Source organism: Pelagerythrobacter rhizovicinus (assembly GCF_004135625.1).
In the GTDB taxonomy this organism is placed as follows: Bacteria; Pseudomonadota; Alphaproteobacteria; order Sphingomonadales; family Sphingomonadaceae; genus Pelagerythrobacter; species Pelagerythrobacter rhizovicinus.
Map to the genome: position 1 here is coordinate 432,501 of NZ_SDPV01000001.1, position 17,783 is coordinate 450,283.

10 protein-coding genes, 1 tRNA gene and 2 rRNA genes (1 of these 13 only partly in view) are annotated in these 17,783 nt (G+C 66.1%); 9 read left to right on the forward strand and 4 right to left on the reverse strand.

Features of this window, described 5'->3' with window-relative positions; genetic code table 11:
- The 3 genes from ETX26_RS02170 to ETX26_RS02180 form a co-directional block, all read left to right on the forward strand.
- Positions 1-1,868, forward strand: a 23S ribosomal RNA gene (locus ETX26_RS02170) (it extends 925 nt beyond the left edge of the window).
- 115 nt (positions 1,869-1,983) lie between these two features.
- Positions 1,984-2,098, forward strand: a 5S ribosomal RNA gene (gene rrf, locus ETX26_RS02175).
- 164 nt (positions 2,099-2,262) lie between these two features.
- A tRNA-Met gene (locus ETX26_RS02180) sits at positions 2,263-2,339 on the forward strand.
- Positions 2,340-2,523: 184 nt separating this feature from the next.
- Here ETX26_RS02180 and ETX26_RS02185 read toward each other — a convergent pair.
- Together ETX26_RS02185 and ETX26_RS02190 are read right to left on the reverse strand one after the other, a co-directional pair.
- A complete protein-coding gene (locus ETX26_RS02185) occupies positions 2,524-4,032 on the reverse strand; it encodes a S10 family peptidase (RefSeq protein ID WP_225425457.1) in 1,509 nt (502 codons plus the stop codon).
- 30 nt (positions 4,033-4,062) lie between these two features.
- Positions 4,063-5,262, reverse strand: a complete 1,200-nt coding sequence (locus ETX26_RS02190; RefSeq protein WP_225425458.1) for an aminotransferase class V-fold PLP-dependent enzyme — start codon at positions 5,260-5,262, stop codon at positions 4,063-4,065.
- Between the two features lie 277 nt (positions 5,263-5,539).
- Between ETX26_RS02190 and ETX26_RS02195 the strand changes: the two genes are divergently transcribed.
- The 5 genes from ETX26_RS02195 to ETX26_RS02215 all read left to right on the forward strand — a co-directional run bounded on the left by ETX26_RS02195 (position 5,540) and on the right by ETX26_RS02215 (position 14,133).
- Positions 5,540-6,874: a S10 family serine carboxypeptidase-like protein gene (locus ETX26_RS02195; RefSeq protein ID WP_225425459.1), complete on the forward strand. Its 1,335-nt coding sequence runs from the start codon at positions 5,540-5,542 to the stop codon at positions 6,872-6,874.
- A gap of 165 nt (positions 6,875-7,039) precedes the next feature.
- Complete coding sequence (locus ETX26_RS02200) at positions 7,040-10,090, forward strand: TonB-dependent receptor domain-containing protein (RefSeq protein ID WP_225425460.1); 3,051 nt, start codon at positions 7,040-7,042, stop codon at positions 10,088-10,090.
- 67 nt (positions 10,091-10,157) lie between these two features.
- The gene (locus ETX26_RS02205; protein WP_129523060.1) at positions 10,158-11,366 is read left to right on the forward strand and encodes a pyridoxal phosphate-dependent aminotransferase; all 1,209 of its coding nucleotides are present in this window, start codon (positions 10,158-10,160) and stop codon (positions 11,364-11,366) included.
- Between the two features lie 2 nt (positions 11,367-11,368).
- Positions 11,369-12,835, forward strand: a complete 1,467-nt coding sequence (locus tag ETX26_RS02210) for a S10 family serine carboxypeptidase-like protein (protein ID WP_129523061.1) — start codon at positions 11,369-11,371, stop codon at positions 12,833-12,835.
- Positions 12,832-14,133, forward strand: a complete 1,302-nt coding sequence (locus ETX26_RS02215; RefSeq protein ID WP_225425461.1) for an APC family permease — start codon at positions 12,832-12,834, stop codon at positions 14,131-14,133. Before ETX26_RS02210 ends, ETX26_RS02215 begins: the two co-directional genes overlap by 4 nt.
- A gap of 16 nt (positions 14,134-14,149) precedes the next feature.
- Here the strand turns inward: ETX26_RS02215 and ETX26_RS02220 are convergent, their stop codons facing one another.
- Both ETX26_RS02220 and ETX26_RS02225 read right to left on the reverse strand, forming a co-directional pair.
- Complete coding sequence (locus ETX26_RS02220) at positions 14,150-16,165, reverse strand: amidohydrolase family protein (RefSeq protein ID WP_129523062.1); 2,016 nt, start codon at positions 16,163-16,165, stop codon at positions 14,150-14,152.
- Positions 16,165-17,118 (reverse strand): ornithine cyclodeaminase family protein, encoded by a 954-nt coding sequence (locus ETX26_RS02225; protein WP_129523063.1) that lies wholly within the window; start codon positions 17,116-17,118, stop codon positions 16,165-16,167. Before ETX26_RS02225 ends, ETX26_RS02220 begins: the two co-directional genes overlap by 1 nt.
- A gap of 114 nt (positions 17,119-17,232) precedes the next feature.
- Here ETX26_RS02225 and ETX26_RS02230 point away from each other — a divergent pair, with 114 nt between their 5' ends.
- Positions 17,233-17,706: an Lrp/AsnC family transcriptional regulator gene (locus tag ETX26_RS02230; protein ID WP_129523064.1), complete on the forward strand. Its 474-nt coding sequence runs from the start codon at positions 17,233-17,235 to the stop codon at positions 17,704-17,706.
- The last annotated feature ends 77 nt before the right edge of the window (positions 17,707-17,783 follow it).

The following is a 17,783-nucleotide window of genomic DNA, read 5'->3' on the forward strand; positions in this document are numbered from 1 at the left end:
ACCAAACCTAACCAAACTCCGAATACCATCGAGTCTTGTCCGGCAGACAGACGGCGGGTGCTAAGGTCCGTCGTCAAAAGGGAAACAGCCCTAACCTACAGCTAAGGTCCCCAAGTCGTATCTAAGTGGGAAAGCATGTGGGAATCCCAAAACAACCAGGAGGTTGGCTTAGAAGCAGCCATCCTTTAAAGAAAGCGTAACAGCTCACTGGTCTAAACAAGGGTTCCTGCGGCGAAGATGTAACGGGGCTCAAGATACGCACCGAAGCTTAGGGTTCATAGTTTACTATGAGCGGTAGCGGAGCGTTCCGTAGGCGAGTGAAGCGGGAGGGTAACCGACCGTGGACGTATCGGAAGTGCGAATGCTGACATGAGTAGCGACAAAGAGGGTGAGATGCCCTCTCGCCGAAAGACCAAGGGTTCCTGCGCAACGCTAATCGGCGCAGGGTGAGCCGGCCCCTAAGACGAGCCCGAAGGGGGTAGTCGATGGGAACCACGTTAATATTCGTGGGCCTGGAGATGTGTGACGGATCGTGGACGTTGTTCGACCTTATTGGATTGGTCGGGCAGCCAAGCGGTTCCAGGAAATAGCCTCTCCGTATAGACCGTACCCGAAACCGACACAGGTGGTCAGGTAGAGTATACCAAGGCGCTTGAGAGAAGTATCCTGAAGGAACTCGGCAAATTGCCTCCGTACCTTCGGAAGAAGGAGGCCCTGTTATTGCGCAAGCAGTAGCAGGGGGCACAGGCCAGGGGGTAGCGACTGTTTAGCAAAAACACAGCACTCTGCTAAGTCGGCTTCAAGACGACGTATAGGGTGTGACGCCTGCCCGGTGCTCGAAGGTTAAGAGGAGGAGTGAAAGCTCCGAATTGAAGCCCGAGTAAACGGCGGCCGTAACTATAACGGTCCTAAGGTAGCGAAATTCCTTGTCGGGTAAGTTCCGACCTGCACGAATGGCGTAACGACTTCCCCACTGTCTCCAGGATATGCTCAGCGAAATTGAATTCTCCGTGAAGATGCGGAGTACCCGCGGTTAGACGGAAAGACCCCGTGCACCTTTACTGCAGCTTCAGAGTGGCAGTGGAAAACAACTGTGTAGAATAGGTGGGAGGCTTTGAAGCCCCGGCGCCAGCTGGGGTGGAGCCAACCTGTGAAATACCACCCTGTTGTTTTCTACTGTCTAACCTAGAACCGTTATCCGGTTCAGGGACCCTCTGTGGCGGGTAGTTTGACTGGGGCGGTCGCCTCCTAAAGAGTAACGGAGGCGCGCGATGGTAGGCTCAGGCCGGTTGGAAACCGGCTGCGAGAGTGCAATGGCATAAGCCTGCCTGACTGCGAGACCGACAGGTCGAGCAGAGACGAAAGTCGGTCATAGTGATCCGGTGGTCCCTCGTGGAAGGGCCATCGCTCAACGGATAAAAGGTACGCCGGGGATAACAGGCTGATGATTCCCAAGAGCTCATATCGACGGAATCGTTTGGCACCTCGATGTCGGCTCATCACATCCTGGGGCTGGAGCAGGTCCCAAGGGTTTGGCTGTTCGCCAATTAAAGTGGTACGTGAGCTGGGTTCAGAACGTCGCGAGACAGTTTGGTCCCTATCTGCCGTGGGCGTCGATTGTTGAGAGGAGTTGCCCCTAGTACGAGAGGACCGGGGTGAACATACCTCTGGTGTACCTGTCATCGCGCCAGCGGTGCAGCAGGGTAGCTATGTATGGACGGGATAACCGCTGAAAGCATCTAAGCGGGAAGCCTCCCTCAAGATAAGCAATCATCGAACCGTCATAGACCATGACGTTGATAGGCCGGGTGTGGAAGCGCAGTAATGCGTGGAGCTAACCGGTCCTAATAGTTCTGTTCGCGCTTGTTGAATCCCACCATCAACGACAGTCCTGAATGGATTGTCCTCGATGAAGAGGACTTGTCAGGCCAGATACGCCCGAAGGTTGCATCGATTTAAGAACCGCGTCCGCCAGCTTCATTGCTTGGTGACCTTAGCGCCTGTGACCCACCCGATCCCATCTCGAACTCGGCCGTGAAACCGGGCAGCGCCGATGGTACTAGCGCTCAAGCGCTGGGAGAGTAGGTCGTCGCCAGGCATTGTAGCCGGCGGAGCGCGGTAAAACCCATTCGCAAGTCAGAGGGCCACCCCGTCCGGGGGAGGCCCTTTTGGCGTCTTTGGCCTTTGGCCGTCGATGCCTTGCCGATCGACCTCACAAGGGTTGTTCCGGTCAGACCGTCGCCTCAGGCGACACACAGGTGCCGCGGGGTGGAGCAGTCCGGTAGCTCGTCAGGCTCATAACCTGAAGGTCGTTGGTTCAAATCCAACCCCCGCAACCATCCGAACAACAGCCGTCTCGAAAGAGGCGGCTTTTTTTGTGCCTGACGTTGTCGAGGTGCGGATATCCTGTGGCGAGGACGGCGCCGCGAGCACGTCTCACGTGCCTCGTAAGCGTACGAGTGCTGCTGACGGGCAACGGATGGTGGCTTGAATTGGAGCGCTGCATCCCGTTGCCCCTAACGATCACATCGGCCGGAGCTCGCCACGGACGAAGGCGCGGAGATCCGCGGCCAAGTTCGCGAGCTGTGTCTCGTCCTCGAAGATCGAGTGTCCGGCCGGATAGCCGCGCAGAACATAGCGCTCCCGCGGAACCCCGGCCTGATCGATCGCGAACGGCCCGGCATGAACCGGCGTGGTGATGTCGTAATAGCCGCCCGCGACGAAGAGCCGCATCGACGGATCGGCGTCCAGCGCTGCGGCGAGGTAAGGCGCGAAAGTGGCCGCGCTATAGCTTCCGCCGTAGCCTTCGCCCCAGTTCCACTGGAAGTTGATGCCGAGATTGAGGCTACGGTAGGCGCTCGGGAGCGAATAGCCGAGTTCGTCGGTCAGATAGCGCTCGATCACGTTCGGGCCATCGCTGCCGAGCGACATCGAAGGATCGTCGAACGGCGGCCGCAGTTTGGATTCCTCGATCGATCGCGTGACGCGGGCGTCGAGCTGGCCGGTGCGCAGCCCCTTTTCGCTCAGGAGCGACAGCATGAAATCGAGCTTGCCGATCCGTAGTCGCTCTTCCTCGATCTGATCCGCGGGCAATCCGATCAGGGCCGAAAGCCTCTCCGCCACCCGGCGCCGCTCTTCTGCGGGCAGGCGCGGGCCCTGTGCCAGCGCGCTGACGTATTCGGTCTCGGCGAAGCGCTGCGCATCGGCGAAATGGTCCGCTACCTCGCGTCCCTGGCGATCGACCGCGCCATGATACCAGGCGACGGCTGCGAAAGTGGGCAGGGTTGTTACCTGCGACAGGATCGGAGCGCTCGTCCACCCGAGCGACGGCGAGAGGAGCACGACGGCATCGGGGAGCGCGCGCTCCGCGCTCTGCAGCTCGTTGAGCATCGCGGCCGCGCGCGCCGTGCCGTAGCTCTCGCCCACCAGCATCGTCGGAGATGCGAGGCGGCCGTGGGCGCGCTTCCATTCCTCGATCATGCGGATGACGGCCTGCGCATCGCCCTTGACGCCCCAGAACGAAGTGGCGTCGACGCCCTCGACGGGCATGCTCGCGCCGGTTCCGGGCGGATCGATGAACACCAGGTCGGCGACGTCGAGCAGGCTGTGCGGGTTGTCGGCGAGACGCATGTCGGCGCCTTCTCCGAGGATTCGGCGCGGACCGAAGGCATGCATGTGGAGCGGCGAGGAGGATGCGCCGGGGCCGCCGTTGAACACGAACAGCACCGGCCGTGTCGCCGGATCGCCGAGGCCCTCGGCGACATAGGCGTAAGTGACCGCGACCACGGCAGGCTCGCCGTCCTCGCCCGCCAGCGGCTGTTCGCTTACGAGGGCGCGGTAGGCGATCCGCCGGTCGCCCAGCACGATGTCGTGATCGGTCGCGACCACGCGGCTCGTCGCTTCCTCGCGCGGGATCATGGGCTCCATCGCGCGCAGGAAAGCGGGCGACATGGGCGCATCGGCGTCCTGCGCCAGCGCCGGCGTGGCAGCGGTGGCGAGCAGGACGGACAAGAGGCAGCGGCGGAACGGCATCGTTTTCTCCCCGGAAACGGCCGCGCGTTCTTATGCGCGCGGTAAGGCGTCGAGCAGGCGGTCGATGTCCTGCTCCCCATTGAACATCGAAGGACACACGCGAAAGCGGTTCTTCGAAAGCGTGATCCGGACCCCGGCGTTTGTCAGCCGTTCGCCCAGCTTGGCGCGCGCATCGGCGAGGACGCAGGTCATGAGCGGCGCGCGGCAGCCTGGCGGCGTGGCCACCGAATAGCCCTTTGCCTCGAGCCCGACGCGCAGGCGGTCCAGCAGAGGCTGGCGCCAGGCGGTCAGGCGATCGACGCCGAGATCGAGCAGGTAGCCGAGCGACCAGTCGAGCTGGACGATGCCGGCGTGCGAGCGCGTGCCCATGGCGAACATGCCCTCCGCATCGTCGCGCGCCGCGACGTCCGCGACCGTGTCGCCCGGCGGGTCGAACGGGTAGACGTGCGGCGTGAAGCGTGCGAGGCCGTAGTAGCCGAAGCGTTTGCGCGTCAGCCGGTCCATCCGGTCGGCGCGCGCATAGAGGAAGCCAATGCCGAAATCCCCCATAAGCCACTTGTAGCTGGCGGTAGCAGCGAAATCGACGCCGCTGCCATGGAGATCTATCGGCACCGCGCCGGCCGCGTGGATGATGTCGGCATAGACCAGCGCGCCGCGCGCATGGGCGATCTCGCACACGCGCTTCAGATCGTGCTCGAAGCCGTTGTAGGTCGAGACCAGCGACAGCGAGACCAGCCGGGTCCCCGGGGTAATCGCGCGCTCGTAATCCTCGATGGCAATCCGCCCGTCGCGCGGCCGCAGCCAGGCCACGTCCATGCCCCGGCGCGCGAGTTCCTCGTAGAGATAGAACGATCCGAAGAAATGGAGCGTGTCGGTGACGATGCGCCCGCCCGCGCGCGGCAGGTCGAGCGCGTCGATCACCATCTGCTCGCCCGCGGTCGTGCTCTGCACGAAGGCGAGCTCCGCCGGCGAGGCGCCGACGAGACGGGCGAAGCGTTCCTTCACCCGCTCTTCCACGGCGTGTATCGGATAATCGGCGGCCGTGCCCCGGCGCGCGAAGTAGTCGGCCACTGCAGCTCGCGCGCCGCGCGCCGGCGGATGCATGGTTCCGGAGTCGAGATAGGTGCCCTCGACGTCGAAGGCGGACCTGTCGGGCAATTTTTTGGGCGCGCCCGCCCTCGCTGCCACCGGAAGCGCCGCCGTTGCCGTCAGCACGGCACGGCGCGACATCTCCAGCCCGTTCCCCGATTGCGTCATGTCCCGATTGTACGCTGTGGGCGGCGCATAGAACACGGCGTTCCTTTTGCCTGGAGATGGCCGGTGAGGGCGAACTGTGATTCGTGGGATGCGCAATTGCGAATAATCTATTCGCGTACTTCGCCCTAAGATCGAACGAACACTGCGGGAGAGTTGGATCGTGCGCATTAAATGGTTTTCCCGAGTTCTCCTCCTGCTGGCGTCCTCGTGGCTCTCGACTGCCGCTATAGCGGCTTGTCCGCCCGATGCGGTGGAAACTCGCCACGAAGCGGCCCTGCGCGATGGCGCGCTGCCCTATTTCGCGTGCGCAGGAACGGTTGCGGTCGGCAACGGGGGCGATGCGCAAGGGCGCATATTCTATACCGCCTATCTCGCTTCGGATGAGGCGGAGCAGCGCCCGGTCGCCTTCGTCTGGAACGGCGGTCCCGGTGCTGATTCGAGGCTGCTCCACTTCTCGGCGCTCGGTCCGGTGCGCATCCGCGAAGGGCGGACCGAGGCGAACCCTGACAGCCCGCTGGCAATCAGCGATCTCGTCTTTGTCGACCCGGTGGGTACTGGCTTCAGCCGCGCCGACAGCGAAGCCGATGCCGCGGCGTTCTATTCGACCATGGCCGATATCGCCGCGACGACCGACTTCATCCTCTCATGGCTGGACGCAAACGGCCGCACCGGCGCGCCCGTCTTCCTTGTTGGGGAAAGCTTCGGAACGTGGCGAGCCGCTGGGGTCGCGGAAGCCCTCGCCGACCTGGGCCACCCGGTAGCCGGGATCGCGCTGATCTCCGGCGGCATTCCCCTGGGGGACTTGCCCGATCGCCACCTGATGCGTGCGCTCTCGCTGCCTAACCGCGCCGCGACCGCGCTGGCGCATGGCAAGTTGGCCTCTGAGCTGCAGGGCAACGTCGAGCAGGTGCTGCAGGAGGCGGAGCGATTTGCGCGCGCCGTCTATGCGCCCGCGCTGGCCGATCCGGCGGCGCTTTCGCCGGAGGATCGCACGGCGGTTCGTGCGCGTATCGCGGCCTTCCAGGGTTTGTCGCCCGATGTGGTCGATCCCGAAACGCTCTGGGTATCGCCGCGCACGTTTCGCACGGAGCTGCTGGGGAGCGGGCAGATGCTCGACGTCTTTGATATGCGCGTCGTCGGGAGCGCCGATCCGACGCCGTCGGGTAAGGCGGTCCTGCGCTATTACCGCGAGCGCCTGCGCTATGCCGAAGGGCGCTACGCCGGGATCGAGGTCGAGGAGTTGCCGGTCGGGGCGGGGTGGCAGTACGATCAGGCGCCCATTACGCCCGAATCGCTGGCCCGCGCGATGGCCGGGGAGGGTCCGCCCAGTCCGTCGCAGCCGTGGACCCTGCGCGCGATGGAGAAGATGCCGCACATGCGAACCTTCGTCGCCGCGGGGTTCTACGATTCCCTCAATAGCTGCGCGGCGAACGAGGCGACGGTGGCCGCGCTTCCGGCGGCGGTCGCCGACCGGTTCGCGCTCCACTGCTATCCCGGCGGACACATGATGTACGACGAGCCGGCCGTGGCTGTAGCATTCGGACGGGACATCGCCGCATTCCTTGCGGATGGAAAGCAGGACTAATTTTTACGCTACAAACCTGCTTTCGACCAAAACTAATGCCCGGTGTCGCCCCTATCAGTAGAGAACGACAACCACAATCCAGTCCACCAGCATATCCTTCGGCGCGATTTTCCGGAAATGGAACAACAAGACCGAATTCGAAGGGGAAGCAGGATGCGTACAAGGATGACCACCACCATGGCGCGGCTGCTCGCATCCGCCGCGATACTGGCGGGCGGGGCCGCCCATGCGCAAGAGTCCGGCGACGGCCCGCTGGTCGGCGAAGTAGCTGCCGACGGAGAGGGCGAGGCTGTCGCGCAGGAAATCGTGGTGACCGGATCGCGCATTCGCAGCACGAACGTGACGACCGCCGCGCCGATCATCGAGGTAGGGCAGCAGGCTGTCGAGGACCGTGGCTATGTCAGTGCCGCGGAGGCGCTGAACGATCTTCCTTCCGCCGTCCCCCAGCTCAACCAGGCGGACGGCAGTGGGGAATCGAGTGGTTCCGGGCAGCAGTTCCCCAACTTGTTCAATCTCGGGCCGGGGCGAACGCTCACTCTGATCAACGGGCGCCGGATGGTGACTTCGTCTTCGGGGATCGGCGCGCCCGGTGGCGTGGGCGATGCGCAAGTGGATTCCAACATCATCCCCCTCGGTCTGCTCAGGCGGGTCGAGGTTTATCAAGGTGGCGGCGCGGCAGTCTACGGCTCCGATGCGATTGCGGGAGTCGTCAACTACATCCTGCGCGACGATTTCACGGGCGTGGAACTCGACGGTCAGACGGGGATCAGCGACCGTGGAGACTACGAAACCTATGCGCTGCGCGGCACTGCGGGCACAGACTTCGCCGACGGTCGTGGCAACGTTGCTGTCGATGTCGGCTGGTCGAGCTCGCCGATCCTGCGCTTCACCGATCGCCCACTGTCGAATCTCGGACGCCTGACGGTCAACAATCCCGAGGATACCGGGCCGGACGACGGCATTCCGCAGGTCCGGGAGATCTTCAATGCCCGGTTCTGGCCGTTCAACGCCAACGGCGTCGTCTTCACCAACCCCGCCCCGCCGCCGAACTTCCTGACTCAGCTTGACGGCCATCCGATCCAGTTCGCACCCGACGGATCAATCGTGCCTTATGATACCGGCACGCTGGCAGGCATTCCCTTCGCGAGCGGTGGGGACGGTTTCCCCTACCAGCAGCTCGCCGGCCTGCGTACGGGAGTCGAACGGCTGACGGGGACGATGGTCGGACACTACGATTTGACCGACCGCATCCGCGTGTCGACCGAGTTGCTCTACGCGAAGACCGAAGGGACGGAGATCCCGCAGGGCAACAGCCGTACGGTGCTCAACGCCGGCAGCTACGCGGGGCCGATCGCGTTCACCGTCGATAACCCGTTCCTGACAGATCAGGCCCGCGCGGCGCTGATCGAGGCCAACCCCGCGTTCGCCGGCGGGCGGCCGCTGTTCCTGTCGAAGCTGTTCCTCGACCTGGTCCCCGACCCATCGCAGCGCACCAAGACCGAAACCTACCGCGCGGTGCTCGGTCTCGACGGCACGTTCGACGTGGGCGACCGGGAGTTCTACTGGGACATCTCGGGCAGCTACTCGCGCGTCGACGGTCAGCGCCGCAGCTGGGAAGTCGTCAACAGCCGCTTCGACAATGCGATCGACGCGGTGCGTTCGGGTGGCCAGATCGTCTGCGCAATCAACGCCGATGCGGATCCGTCGAACGATGATCCCTCGTGCGCGCCGATCAACCCGTTCGGGAACGGCAACGTCAGCGCCGAGGCGCGCGAGTACGTCAGCACCATTGCCGGGATCGACTGGACCAACGAGCAGGTGGACGTGCTGGCGACGCTCGGCGGGACGCTGTTCACGCTGCCGGGGGGCGACGTGCAGTTCAGCGCGGCCTACGAACACCGCGACGAGAGCGCCCGTTTCGATCCGCTGGAGGCGAACCGCGAGGGCTCTTTCGGCGCCGGTGCGCAGCAGGTTCCGCAGTCTGGCAGCTACAACACCGACGAGCTGTCGGGCGAACTGCTGATCCCGCTGGTTGGCGAGGGCTTCACGCTTCCGCTGGTCCACTCACTGGAGGCGAAGGGGGCGTTCCGCTACGTCGACAACTCGCTCGCCGGGAAGGAGAACGTGTGGGATCTCGGCCTGCGCTGGCAGCCGGTGCGCGACGTGACGCTGCGCGCCTCGCGCAGCCGCAACTTCCGGGCGCCGACGCTGACCCAGTTGCTCGTTCCGACGAGCGAGGGGCTCGATGCCGCGGGCATCGATCCTTGCGATGCGGATCGCATCGCCGGCGGGCCCAATCCCGACATTCGCCGCGCGAACTGTCTCGCGCTGTTCGAAGCCAATCCCGGTTATGGCGTCGATGCCGACGGCGCCGGGGCAGGGTTGTCGGCCGACGAGCGCCTGGCCCGCTTCCAGAGCGGCTCCGAGAATTTTCAGCGGGCGCTCATCACCTCGCGCGGCAATCCCGACCTGCGCAACGAGATCTCCGACACGTTCACGTACGGGATCGTCATCGCGCCGAGCTTCGTTCCGGGCCTGACGATCACCGCCGACCGGGTCGAGATCGATCTCGAGGACGGGCTGTCGCTGTTCACGACCGAGAATTTCGCGGCGACCTGCTTCGACGATCCGACGCCCGACCCGGCGTTCTGCAACGCCTTCACCCGGCTCGCCGCACCTGATGGCGTCAGTCCGGGCGGAACGATCGTTACCGGCACGACCACGACGGTCAACGCGGGTGAAATCCGCTATCGGGGCGAGGTCTACGCCATCGAGTATGCGTTCCGTCCCGGCGAGTGGTTCGGCGGCGACGATCTCGGCCGTGTCCGGCTCGGAATCAACGCGACGCACAACACTCTGCTGGAAAGATCGGTCACCGGCAGCACGTTTGTGAGAGAGGATGATACCTCTCTCGCGCCCGAGTGGGTCGGACGGTTCAACTTGGTTTACGACAAGGGGCCGTTGCGGCTCACTTATCAGGCGGACTATCGTGGGGAGACGCGCGCCGGACCGGATGCGACGATCGAGAACAATCCCAATCCGATCCTCGAAGGCAACACCGTGCACAATGTCTCGGCGCAGCTCGACCTCGGCGATTTCGTCCTGCGCGGCGGTATCGACAACCTGACCGACAAGTCGCCGTCCTATCCGCAGATCGCCTACGGCGACATCCTCGGCCGGCGGTTCTTCGTCGGGGTGAAGATCCGCCTCAAGTGACCGCTCAGCGCTGCACATGGCCGGGCGCACGACGCCCGGCGCGTCCCGAACAGGAAGAAGGCGAGGCATGATCCGGTTCGACCAAGACGCGCCAGGCGGCGGTCCGGGCGGGACGCTGCCCGCCCCGCGCTTCGGCTCATACAGCCAGTGGGTGCGCGACGTAATCCGCAAGGTGCGGTCGGAGCGCAACCTGCTGATCAGCCTGTTCGAGAGTTCCGTGCCGGAACCCGCCGACTTGCTTCATGAGGTCATCCGCGAAGCTTTCGGCGAGACCGTGACGACCCGCTACGCCAGCGCCTTTGCTGGCGGAAATCCCTATGTCATCGACCAGCTCGCGGCGCGCTATGGCGTCGAACGGGAACGGGTCCTGTGCACGACCGGCGCGACCGGCGCGCTGTCGCTCCTGTATCGAGCGCTGCTCGCGCCGGGCGAGCGAATCCTGGCGGAGTCGCCGGGATTCGATATTTTCGACACGGTTGCCCGTTCGCTGAACAAGCCCATCGACCGCTTCCTTCGCCGCGGCGACGGTTTCACCATCGACCCGGACGAAGTCGAACGCGCGATGACGCCGCAGACGCGGCTCATCCTGCTGTCCAACCTGCACAATCCGTCAGGCATGGCGATCGCGCCGGAAGTGCTGGCCGCGATCGCGCGGATGGCCGAAGAACGCGGCGCGCTCGTGGTCGTCGACGAAGTCTACGGAGAGTATGCCGGGGATGCATTCACTCCCGCGGCGTCGGGCAATGCATCTCCGGCGCTGGTAAGCGTCAGCAGCCTGACCAAGATCTGGGGCCTCAGCACGCTGAGGTGCGGCTGGATCGTCGCGCATCCGAGCGTAATCGAGCCGGTTCGCGCGCTGAACCGGGAAGTCGAATTCGGCATCTCCAATCTCGCACATGCCGTGGCGGCACTCGTGCTCGAGCAGCGTGATCGATTCGAGCGCTATCGCGAGGGGATGCTGCAGCAGGCGCGGCCGATCATCGAATCCTACCATGCGCACTGGCTCGCCGAGGGGCTGATGGCCGGGCGTCTGCCGCCACATGGCTGCATCGCCTTCCCGCGTGCGATCGGGATCGATGATACGGAGCATTTTTCCGAATGGCTGGCGGACCGGTGCGGCGTCGTCGTCGTGCCGGGCGAGCATTTCGGGGCCCCCGGCCACATCCGGATCGGCTTCGCCCATGCCCCGGCGGATGTGGATTACGGCCTGCAGGCATTGACCGACGGCCTCAAGCACTATCGGGAGCTCGACGAGCATCGAGGCAGGGGAGGCTGACAATGGACGTGGTGCGTGCCTGCAGGAAAGCACTGGGTCTCGCCGCGCTGGTTGCGGCGGCGACTCTTTCCTCCGCCGCTGCCGCGCAGGACGTCCGCCACCGCGCCCAGGGAGAGACGACGGTCGCCGGACGGACGATCGCCTACACTGCCGAGGTCGGGGAGATCGCCGTCTCGAGTCCGGATCGCCCGCAGGATGCGAGCGTCGGATACATGGCGTATGTGGCGCAAGGTGCGGCGGATCGCCCGGTGCTCTTCGCGTTCAATGGCGGCCCCGGCGCCTCGGCCTCGTTCCTGCACATGGGCGCTCTGGGCCCGGTGCGCGCGCGGGTGCCGCAGGATCCTGCCGCGCCTCTGCCGGCGGAGGCGGAGGTCGGCGCCAATCCCGACACGCTGCTCGATACGGCCGATCTGGTCATGCTGGACCCGCCGGGAACCGGCTTCTCCGCCTTCGATGCCGGCGCCGACATGGACTGGTATCGCTCGGTCGACGGAGATGCCGATGCCGTGGCGCAGGCGGTCCTCGCATGGCTACGCGCCAACGGGCGGCTGGACGCGCCGATCTACGTCCTCGGCGAAAGCTACGGCACGATCCGCGCGACCGCGATGATCGAGGCGCTCCACAAGCGCGCGCCCGAGGTGCGGCTCGCGGGCGTGTTGCTGATCGGCCAGGCGCTCAACATGATCGAGACCTCGCAGCGGCCCGACAACGTCGTCACTTATCCGGTGGCGCTGCCGACGCTGGCGGCGATCGCCTGCTACCACGGACGGATCGGCACCTGCGATCCGGTCGTGTCGGCCGATGCGGCGAGCGCGTTCGGGCCCGAGTACCTCGCAGCGCTCTATCGCGGCCGCGCGCTCGACGGCGAGACCCGGACGGCGATCGCCGGACGACTGGCGGAACTGACCGGCATCGCCGAAGACCGCTGGCTGGAATGGGACCTGAAGCTCTCCAAGGAGCGGTTCCGGGTCGAGCTGCTGCGCGGCGAAGGCGTCGTTCTCGGCCGTTACGACGCGCGATACACCGCCCCGCGTGCGCCGGATGCCGGCCTCACCGTCGGCCCGGATGCGTTCTCTCCCGTCTCCGCGCTGTATGGCGCGGCGATGATCGCCGAGCTGACCAGCCGCGGCGTTCCGGACGCGGAGAACTATCGCGTGATCGCCCGCACCGAGGGCGAATGGGCCTACGGGTCCGGGGACTCGCCGTTCAACGACTGGCCGTTCATGACGATCGCCGAGCAGGCGATGGAACGCGATCCGCACTTCCGCCTGTTCATCGGCACGGGTCTTTACGACCTGACGACCACCGTGGGCGCGGCCGACTACCTGATCGCCCAGTCGGATGCCGATCGCGAGCGGATCGTCGACCGCGTCTACCGCGCCGGGCATGTCGCCTATTCGGACGACGAAAGCTGGCAGCGGATGATCGGTGACATCCGCGCCTTTATCGAAGGAGATACCGCGCAGTGACCAATGCTGGCGACAAGGGACTTGCCGCGCGGATCGACCTCTGGGGGGTCGTCGCGCTCGGGCTGGGCACGGCGGTCGGCGTCTCGATCTTCTCGGCCATCGCCCCTGCGGCGGCGATCGCGGGGCCGGGCATGCTGCTGTCGGTCCTCATCGCCGCCCTGCCGATGTATCTGATCGCAGTCAGCTATGCCTACCTGGGCTCGGCCTTGCCCGTATCGGGCGCATCGTTCGCCTGGCCCGCGCGGTTCCTCCATCCGGCGGTCGGCTTCTTCATCGCCTGGGCCCGGATCGTCGCCAACATGGGCGCGATCGTGGTGCTCGCGCTGGTGCTGGTCCGCTACGGTTCGATGCTGGTGCCGCTGCCGACCAAGCCGACGATGTTCGCGGTGATGGTCCTGGTGCTCGCCGCCAACTGGTTCGGCATCGACGTCGCCGCGCGCGTGCAGAAGATCCTGCTCTCGGCGATGCTCGTGCTGTTCGCGGTGTTCGTGGTCTGGGGCGGGGCGACCGAAGTGTCGCTCGACCGGCTTCAACCTCTGATGCCGGAGGGATGGAATGGAGTGATCGCCGCGGCGCCGCTGCTGATGGGGCTGTTCTTCGGCATCGAGGCCGCGACCGAAGCGGGCGCGGAAGTCTCGAACAGCCGCCGCAACATCCCGCTCGGAATCGCCCTGTCGATCGGGTCGGCGACCGTGCTCTATCTGGCGGTCGGCTTCGTCGCGCTGGGCCTGCTCGGCGGCCCCGCGCTGGCGGCGAGCGAGGCGCCGATCCTCGACGCCGCGCGCGTGTTCATGGGGCCGCTGGCGGTGCCGGTGATCGCGCTGGCGGCCGTGCTGTCGATCGGGAAGTCGCTCAACGCGATCTTCGCCATGTTCAGCCGCAGCCTCTTCGCCATGGGCGAGGCGGGCGTGCTCCCCGCCGCGCTCGGCCGCGTCCATCCGCGCTGGCGCACGCCGCACGTCGCCCTGCTCGCCGTGTTCGCGATCGGGTGCGTCGGGCTGTTCCTGCCGATGGAGCTGACGTTCCTGTTCCTCGCGGTGAACATTCCGAACCTGCTCAAGTACGCCAGCATCTGCCTGTCCGCCGCGCGCGTGGCCGGACACCACCCCGAGCTCCACGCGCAGGCCGGCTTCCGCCCGCCCGCGGCGCGGATGCGCGTGATGGCGATCGCCGGGGCGCTGTGCGCGCTGGCGCTGATCGCGGTCGGCTTCGAGGCGGACTGGCGGCCCTACGCCCTGCTCGGCGGCTGGCTCGCCGTCGGAGTGGTGTATTATCTGGTGAAGCAGCGAGGGCGGTGATCGCCCTCGCCGATCCTCATTCCAGCCCGGGGATGGCGGGCGCTTCGGCGAAGGGCTTCACGCCGAAAGTGGCGTGGATCTCCGACGGGAAGTAGATCGTCCCGCCTTTCACAACCATCGCGATCCGGTGCAGCTCGCGCAGGTCCTCAAGAGGATTGCCCGGCAGCAGCAGGAAGTCCGCGTACTTGCCGCGCTCGACCGAGCCGAGATTCTGGTCCCGGCCCATGTAGACCTCGGGCCCCAGCGTGCCGAGGCGGAGCACTTCCGCGGGCGCGATCCCGGCCTCGCCGTAGATCTGCAGTTCGCGGTGCAGCGACAGGCCCGTGGCATCGTCGGTGCCCGGCAGAATGCGCACGCCGCGGTCGTGCAGGCGCTTGATCAGTTCCTTGATCTTGACGAACGCGCCCTCGTAGGCGGCCGCGTCGGCGGGCGTTTCGATCGGTGCGATCCCCTGGCGCCGGCGGCGCTGGAGCGCGATCGGCAAATGATCGATGTAGTTCGCGACCGCCGGGCTCGGCTGCCCGTCGCGGCTCAGCATCAGCAGCTCCAGGGTCACGGCGGTCGGGTCGAGCGCGATGCCGTGCGCGGCCATGGCCTCGATCGTCTGCTGCACGCGGGGGGAGGCGAGGTCGAGATCCGCGGTCCGCCGCATGGCCGTGAGGCGCAGCGGGGTGCGGGTATCTTCCTTCGGATCGAGGACCCAGCCCAGCATGAGCTGGTTGATGTGGGTCACCTCGTCGTATCCGGCGGCGATCATCGTATCGGCATTGGTGAAGGCCGGGATGTGCCCGGTCACGCCCATGCCCAGGCGGCGCGCTTCGCGAACCACGGCGGGAATCCAATCGGGATTCATCGAGTTGTAGATCTTGACCTGCCAGTAGCCGCGCGCCGCGTACCAGCGCACGGCCTCGACCGCTTCGGCCTCGCTTTCGGCGATGATGCCGTTGCGGGCCGAGTAGCTGCTGCGCCCTTCGAGGAAGCCGTTGCGCACGATGCGCGGCCCGGCGACGGTCCCGTCCTCGATCCGCGCCATCATGCCGTCCAGAACGGCGTTGTCGTTGCCCATGTCGCGGATCGAGGTGACCCCGGCCGCCAGATAGAGCAGGGCCGACTGGGGCGAGACGTGGGCGTGCATGTCGTGCAGGCCCGGAAGGATCGTTCCGCCCTGGCCGTCGACGACGATCTCGCCCGGGGTCGCCGGCGCGTCGAGAGGGTGGATGCCCGCGATCCGCTCGCCCGACACGATGACGGAGACCGGCTCGCCCAGCGTGCCCGCCTCGGGGTCGAACACGCGCACGTTGCGGATGCGCATGGGGCGGTCGAGCGTATGCGCGAACCGCTTCTGGAGCGCGGCGAAGCGCTCGGCGGTGAGCCGCGTCGCCAGTTCGGTGAGCTCGGGCACGGTCGCTTCGGCACCTTCGCGCACCGTCGCGCCGTCGGTGTCGATGCGCGCGAAGAGGCGCCCCTGCGCGTCCAGCAGGATCAGCTCGGGCGACAGATCGATGCCGCTGATCGAGAAGGCGCGGTAGGTCGTCCCTTGCACTTCGGTCTCGCCGAGCGCCTCCAGCTGCAGCTCGCCGCCGGGCAGCGCGGCCATGCGCCGGTCGTCGTCCTTCAGGAGCGCGCGGGCATAGAGGCCGAGCGCCCAGGGGCTGCCGTTCTGCGCGATGTAGAGCGCGGTGGCGGCCTGTTTCCTCTCCTGCGTCCCCGTGGAGTCGGTCCAGCGGACGGTCTGCCCGTCGCGCGCGAACCGCTCGCGCACTTCGCTGCCGAAGGTGGATGTGCCATCGATCGCCCAGCGCACGGGCAGGCCGTCGGCGCCGAGTTCGATCTCTTCCGTCGTGGTCGGTCCGCGGCCGTTGTTCTTGACGTCGTAGCTGATGCTGACCGTGGAGCCCTGCTCGTCCGCTTCGACGAACCCGACTTTCTCGCCGCTGGTGACGACCGACCAGCGCACCGTTTCGGCATGGGCCGGCAGGGCAGCGAGGAGGGTGGATGCCGCGAGGAGGGCGCGAAGGGTATGATGGCGCATCAGGTTTTCAGGCTCCGATAGAGGTGGGCGGCGGCGGCAAGGTCCTGCACCGCATGCCCGAGCGACTTGTAAAGTGTAACGTCGTCCGCACTCGTCCGGCCGGCGACGGTGCCGAGCAGGACTTCGCCGATTTCGCCGACGATGTGATCGTCGCCGAGTAGGCCGGCCGCGCGCGCATCGAGGAATTCGGCCGCTGCGTCGAGTGCCGAGGCGCGGCTGTCCGCGATGTAGCGTGCGCGCACGACCATCTCGTGATCGCATTCCACCGGGCCGGGACCGCTCGAGCCGACGAGGTTGACATGCGTGCCCGGCCGGACCCATTCGCCCCGCAGCACCGGCTGCGACGCGGCGGTCAGCGTGCAAACGACGTCTGCCTCCGCCACCGCTTCGGGCAGATCCTCGACCGCCTGCGCCTCGATGCACGAATAGTCGGAGGCAAGCGCTGCGGCCTTCGCGGGATCACGTCCCCAGATCAGGATTCGGCGGAAGGGCCGGACTTGCGGCAGGGCCTCGAGATGCGTCCGCGCCTGCCCGCCGGTGCCGACAATCAGCAGGGTGCTGGCGTCCTCGCGGGCGAGCGCATCGGTTGCCATGGCCGTCGCCGCGGCGGTGCGGATGTGGGTGACTTCCTCGGCATCGACGATCGCGACCGGCTTGCCTTGGTCGGGCTCGAACAGGACGATCACTCCGCGATGGCGTCGCCGCCCGGGCGCGGCGAGGTCGCCGAAGACGCTGACCAGCTTGGCGCCGAACATGTCGTGGGTGCCGAGCGCGCCGGGCATCTGGGCGAAAGTGCGCGCCTCGCCTAGCGGGATCATCGTCCGCAGCAACTGGCGCGTCGTCCCGGCGGAGAGCGCGCGCATGGCTTCGCGCATGGCGTCGATGCACGAGGGGTAATCCAGCCGCCGCCGCACTTCGGCCGCGTCGATTATCGTCAGGTCGTTCTGGTCCATTGATCCTCCCAGGCGAGCCTATTTCTTCGGCGGCGGCAAAACTTGCCTGAAGGTTTCCCGCTTTCTAAGGCTGGCGCATGAATGATGCACTCTTGCGGAATCCGGAGCATAACCATGGCCAATGAACTCGACCGGCTCGACCTCAAGATCCTCGATCGCCTGCAGGTCGACGCATCGGAATCCTCCAGTGAGATCGCCGAGCGCGTCGGGCTGTCGCAATCCCCCTGCTGGCGTCGTATGCAACGCCTCAAGGCAAAGGGATATATCAAGGCGCAGGTCGCCGTGCTCGACCGCGAGAAGCTGGGCGAGAGCATGTACATCTTCGCGCAGCTCCAGATGGGCCGGCTGACCGACGAGGAGCGCGACCGGTTCACGCAGGCGATCGAGGATATCCCGGAGATCACCGAGGCCTACACGCTGTTCGGCGAAATGGACGTGATGCTGAAGGTGCTGGCCCCCAGCATGGGCTGGTATCAGGCCTTCACCTTCCGCACGCTCCTGCGCCTCCCCGGAGTGCAGGACGTGCGCTCGACGGCGACCTTGTCCGAGATCAAGTGTACGCACCGCCTGCCGCTGCCGTCGCTGTAACCAGCGCCCCTTCGGGCGAAGCGCATAGTCTATGCCGGTGCCGGTCGGCCGGGTCGGAGAACGACTGCGATCATGCG

Bases quoted from the DNA above. Each gene is read 5' to 3' on its own strand.
- ETX26_RS02225 (WP_129523063.1), bottom strand. From the start codon at position 17,118: ATGGACCAGAACGACCTGACGATAATCGACGCGGCCGAAGTGCGGCGG.
- ETX26_RS02185 (WP_225425457.1), bottom strand. From the start codon at position 4,032: ATGCCGTTCCGCCGCTGCCTCTTGTCCGTCCTGCTCGCCACCGCTGCC.
- ETX26_RS02200 (WP_225425460.1), top strand. From the start codon at position 7,040: ATGACCACCACCATGGCGCGGCTGCTCGCATCCGCCGCGATACTGGCG.
- ETX26_RS02230 (WP_129523064.1), top strand. From the start codon at position 17,233: ATGGCCAATGAACTCGACCGGCTCGACCTCAAGATCCTCGATCGCCTG.
- ETX26_RS02220 (WP_129523062.1), bottom strand. From the start codon at position 16,165: ATGCGCCATCATACCCTTCGCGCCCTCCTCGCGGCATCCACCCTCCTC.
- ETX26_RS02210 (WP_129523061.1), top strand. From the start codon at position 11,369: ATGGACGTGGTGCGTGCCTGCAGGAAAGCACTGGGTCTCGCCGCGCTG.
- ETX26_RS02205 (WP_129523060.1), top strand. From the start codon at position 10,158: ATGATCCGGTTCGACCAAGACGCGCCAGGCGGCGGTCCGGGCGGGACG.
- ETX26_RS02190 (WP_225425458.1), bottom strand. From the start codon at position 5,262: ATGTCGCGCCGTGCCGTGCTGACGGCAACGGCGGCGCTTCCGGTGGCA.